This is a genomic window from Streptococcus downii (assembly GCF_004353325.1).
Classification (GTDB): domain Bacteria; phylum Bacillota; class Bacilli; order Lactobacillales; family Streptococcaceae; genus Streptococcus; species Streptococcus downii.
Genome location: NZ_MZNX01000006.1, coordinates 1 through 5184 on the forward strand (window position 1 = coordinate 1; position 5184 = coordinate 5184).

Here is a 5184-nt window from a genome sequence, read left to right on the forward strand (position 1 = left end):
AGCTAAGCGACTTCCATATCTCACAGGGGGCAACCCCCAACTACTTCCGGCGTTCTAGGGCTTAACTGCTGTGTTCGGCATGGGTACAGGTGTATCTCCTAGGCTATCGTCACTTAATTCTGAGTAATACCTACTCAAAATTGAATATCTATCAAATAATTAGAAAAACCATACGCTAAGTTTTCTCAGTTACTTTGGATAAGTCCTCGAGCTATTAGTATTAGTCCGCTACATGTGTCACCACACTTCCACTTCTAACCTATCTACCTGATCATCTCTCAGGGCTCTTACTGATATAAAATCATGGGAAATCTCATCTTGAGGTGGGTTTCACACTTAGATGCTTTCAGCGTTTATCCCTTCCCTACATAGCTACCCAGCGATGCCTTTGGCAAGACAACTGGTACACCAGCGGTAAGTCCACTCTGGTCCTCTCGTACTAGGAGCAGATCCTCTCAAATTTCCTACGCCCGCGACGGATAGGGACCGAACTGTCTCACGACGTTCTGAACCCAGCTCGCGTGCCGCTTTAATGGGCGAACAGCCCAACCCTTGGGACCGACTACAGCCCCAGGATGCGACGAGCCGACATCGAGGTGCCAAACCTCCCCGTCGATGTGAACTCTTGGGGGAGATAAGCCTGTTATCCCCAGGGTAGCTTTTATCCGTTGAGCGATGGCCCTTCCATGCGGAACCACCGGATCACTAAGCCCGACTTTCGTCCCTGCTCGAGTTGTAGCTCTCGCAGTCAAGCTCCCTTATACCTTTACACTCTGCGAATGATTTCCAACCATTCTGAGGGAACCTTTGGGCGCCTCCGTTACCTTTTAGGAGGCGACCGCCCCAGTCAAACTGCCCGTCAGACACTGTCTCCGATAGGGATAACCTATCCGGGTTAGAGTGGCCATAACACAAGGGTAGTATCCCAACAACGTCTCCTTCGAAACTGGCGTCCCGATCTCATAGACTCCTACCTATCCTGTACATGTGGTACAGACACTCAATATCAAACTGCAGTAAAGCTCCATGGGGTCTTTCCGTCCTGTCGCGGGTAACCTGCATCTTCACAGGTACTAAAATTTCACCGAGTCTCTCGTTGAGACAGTGCCCAAATCATTACGCCTTTCGTGCGGGTCGGAACTTACCCGACAAGGAATTTCGCTACCTTAGGACCGTTATAGTTACGGCCGCCGTTTACTGGGGCTTCAATTCATACCTTCGGATTACTCCTAAGCACTCCTCTTAACCTTCCAGCACCGGGCAGGCGTCACCCCCTATACATCATCTTACGATTTAGCAGAGAGCTGTGTTTTTGATAAACAGTTGCTTGGGCCTATTCACTGCGGCTGACGTAAAGTCAGCACCCCTTCTCCCGAAGTTACGGGGTCATTTTGCCGAGTTCCTTAACGAGAGTTCTCTCGCTCACCTGAGGCTACTCGCCTCGACTACCTGTGTCGGTTTGCGGTACGGGTAGAGTATGTTTAAACGCTAGAAGCTTTTCTTGGCAGTGTGACGTCACTAACTTCGCTACTAAACTTCGCTCCCCATCACAGCTCAATGTTATAGATATAAGCATTTGACTCATATCACACCTCACTGCTTAGACAGACACTTCCAATCGTCTGCTTTAGTTAGCCTACTGCGTCCCTCCATCACTACATACTCTAGTACAGGAATATCAACCTGTTGTCCATCGGATACACCTTTCGGTCTCTCCTTAGGTCCCGACTAACCCAGGGCGGACGAGCCTTCCCCTGGAAACCTTAGTCTTACGGTGGACAGGATTCTCACCTGTCTTTCGCTACTCATACCGGCATTCTCACTTCTATGCGTTCCAGCACTCCTCACGGTATACCTTCATCACACATAGAACGCTCTCCTACCATACCTATAAAGGTATCCACAGCTTCGGTAAATTGTTTTAGCCCCGGTACATTTTCGGCGCAGGGTCACTCGACTAGTGAGCTATTACGCACTCTTTGAATGAATAGCTGCTTCTAAGCTAACATCCTAGTTGTCTGTGCAACCCCACATCCTTTTCCACTTAACAATTATTTTGGGACCTTAGCTGGTGGTCTGGGCTGTTTCCCTTTCGACTACGGATCTTAGCACTCGCAGTCTGACTGCCGACCATAATTCTTTGGCATTCGGAGTTTATCTGAGATTGGTAATCCGGGATGGACCCCTCACCCAAACAGTGCTCTACCTCCAAGAATCTCTAATGTCGACGCTAGCCCTAAAGCTATTTCGGAGAGAACCAGCTATCTCCAAGTTCGTTTGGAATTTCTCCGCTACCCACAAGTCATCCAAGCACTTTTCAACGTGCCCTGGTTCGGTCCTCCAGTGCGTCTTACCGCACCTTCAACCTGCTCATGGGTAGGTCACATGGTTTCGGGTCTACGACATGATACTAATGCGCCCTATTCAGACTCGGTTTCCCTGCGGCTCCGTCTCTTCAACTTAACCTCGCATCATATCGTAACTCGCCGGTTCATTCTACAAAAGGCACGCTCTCACCCATTAACGGGCTCGAACTTGTTGTAGGCACACGGTTTCAGGTTCTATTTCACTCCCCTCCCGGGGTGCTTTTCACCTTTCCCTCACGGTACTGGTTCACTATCGGTCACTAGGGAGTATTTAGGGTTGGGAGATGGTCCTCCCAGATTCCGACGGGATTTCTCGTGTCCCGCCGTACTCAGGATACTGCTAGGTACAAAGACTATTTTAAATACGAGGCTGTTACTCTCTTTGGCTGATCTTCCCAAATCATTCTTCTATAATCTTTGAGTCCACATTGCAGTCCTACAACCCCGAAGAGTAAACTCTTCGGTTTGCCCTTCTGCCGTTTCGCTCGCCGCTACTAAGGCAATCGCTTTTGCTTTCTCTTCCTGCAGCTACTTAGATGTTTCAGTTCACTGCGTCTTCCTCCTCACATCCTTAACAGATATGGGTAACAGGTAGTACCTGTTGGGTTCCCCCATTCGGAAATCCCTGGATCATCGCTTACTTACAGCTACCCAAGGCATATCGTCGTTTGTCACGTCCTTCTTCGGCTCCTAGTGCCAAGGCATCCACCGTGCGCCCTTATTAACTTAACCTTATTTTCTGACCTTTCAGTCAGTAACTCTTTTAATACTACAGCGTTTCGGTTTATTTTCTTGTTACTATTTGATATAGATATTCAATTTTCAATGTGCATTACTTGGTGATCTCTCACCAATGGAGCCTAGCGGGATCGAACCGCTGACCTCCTGCGTGCAAAGCAGGCGCTCTCCCAGCTGAGCTAAGGCCCCACAAGACCTCTCAAGACTAAACAAGACCAATGCGCAGTTCCTTATCCTTAGAAAGGAGGTGATCCAGCCGCACCTTCCGATACGGCTACCTTGTTACGACTTCACCCCAATCATCTATCCCACCTTAGGCGGCTGGCTCCTAAAAGGTTACCTCACCGACTTCGGGTGTTACAAACTCTCGTGGTGTGACGGGCGGTGTGTACAAGGCCCGGGAACGTATTCACCGCGGCGTGCTGATCCGCGATTACTAGCGATTCCGACTTCATGTAGGCGAGTTGCAGCCTACAATCCGAACTGAGACTGGCTTTAAGAGATTAGCTTGCCGTCACCGGCTTGCGACTCGTTGTACCAGCCATTGTAGCACGTGTGTAGCCCAGGTCATAAGGGGCATGATGATTTGACGTCATCCCCACCTTCCTCCGGTTTATTACCGGCAGTCTCGCTAGAGTGCCCAACTGAATGATGGCAACTAACAATAGGGGTTGCGCTCGTTGCGGGACTTAACCCAACATCTCACGACACGAGCTGACGACAACCATGCACCACCTGTCACCTCTGTCCCGAAGGAAAGCTCTATCTCTAGAGCGGTCAGAGGGATGTCAAGACCTGGTAAGGTTCTTCGCGTTGCTTCGAATTAAACCACATGCTCCACCGCTTGTGCGGGCCCCCGTCAATTCCTTTGAGTTTCAACCTTGCGGTCGTACTCCCCAGGCGGAGTGCTTAATGCGTTAGCTGCGGCACTAAACCCCGGAAAGGGTCTAACACCTAGCACTCATCGTTTACGGCGTGGACTACCAGGGTATCTAATCCTGTTTGCTCCCCACGCTTTCGAGCCTCAGCGTCAGTTACAAGCCAGAGAGCCGCTTTCGCCACCGGTGTTCCTCCATATATCTACGCATTTCACCGCTACACATGGAATTCCACTCTCCCCTCTTGCACTCAAGTTAAACAGTTTCCAAAGCGTACTATGGTTAAGCCACAGCCTTTAACTTCAGACTTATCTAACCGCCTGCGCTCGCTTTACGCCCAATAAATCCGGACAACGCTCGGGACCTACGTATTACCGCGGCTGCTGGCACGTAGTTAGCCGTCCCTTTCTGGTAAGATACCGTCACAGTGTGAACTTTCCACTCTCACACTCGTTCTTCTCTTACAACAGAGCTTTACGATCCGAAAACCTTCTTCACTCACGCGGCGTTGCTCGGTCAGACTTCCGTCCATTGCCGAAGATTCCCTACTGCTGCCTCCCGTAGGAGTCTGGGCCGTGTCTCAGTCCCAGTGTGGCCGATCACCCTCTCAGGTCGGCTATGTATCGTCGCCTTGGTGAGCCGTTACCCCACCAACTAGCTAATACAACGCAGGTCCATCTGGTAGTGGTGCAATTGCACCTTTCAAACAGTTATCATGCAACAACTGCTATTATGCGGTATTAGCTATCGTTTCCAATAGTTATCCCCCGCTACCAGGCAGGTTACCTACGCGTTACTCACCCGTTCGCAACTCATCCAGAGAAGCAAGCTCCTCCTTCAGCGTTCTACTTGCATGTATTAGGCACGCCGCCAGCGTTCGTCCTGAGCCAGGATCAAACTCTCATTAAAAGTTTGAGTTCTCACTCATTTCTGTCACTGACAGATTTATTGTTTTTTTTCATTGTTCAGTACTATAACCTTAGTTATAGTGCCCTGCACATTGGTTCGTCTTGTTCAGTTTTCAAAGGTCTTTGTCACTCAATCTCTCAAGCGACAACTATATTAGTATATCACAGCTGCTAACCTATGTCAACACTTTTTTGAAACTTTTTTTACTTTTTTCGTCCCTGCGATACACACATAGTCCGTACGGGATTCGAACCCGTGTTACCGCCGTGAAAAGGCGGTGTCTTAACCCCTTG

2 tRNA genes and 3 rRNA genes are annotated in these 5184 nt (G+C 49.6%); all 5 read right to left on the reverse strand.

What is annotated here, in order from left to right:
• Window position 1 precedes the first annotated feature (1 nt).
• The 5 genes from rrf to E2R31_RS09810 all read right to left on the reverse strand — a co-directional run bounded on the left by rrf (window position 2) and on the right by E2R31_RS09810 (window position 5184).
• A 5S ribosomal RNA gene (rrf, locus tag E2R31_RS01800) occupies window positions 2-117 on the reverse strand.
• Between the two features lie 77 nt (window positions 118-194).
• Window positions 195-3098, reverse strand: a 23S ribosomal RNA gene (locus tag E2R31_RS01805).
• 122 nt (window positions 3099-3220) lie between these two features.
• Window positions 3221-3293, reverse strand: a tRNA-Ala gene (locus tag E2R31_RS01810).
• Between the two features lie 51 nt (window positions 3294-3344).
• Window positions 3345-4891 (reverse strand): 16S ribosomal RNA (locus tag E2R31_RS01815).
• Together the 16S, 23S and 5S rRNA genes with 2 tRNA genes alongside form the textbook arrangement of a ribosomal RNA operon.
• A gap of 235 nt (window positions 4892-5126) precedes the next feature.
• Window positions 5127-5184 (reverse strand) — tRNA-Glu (locus E2R31_RS09810).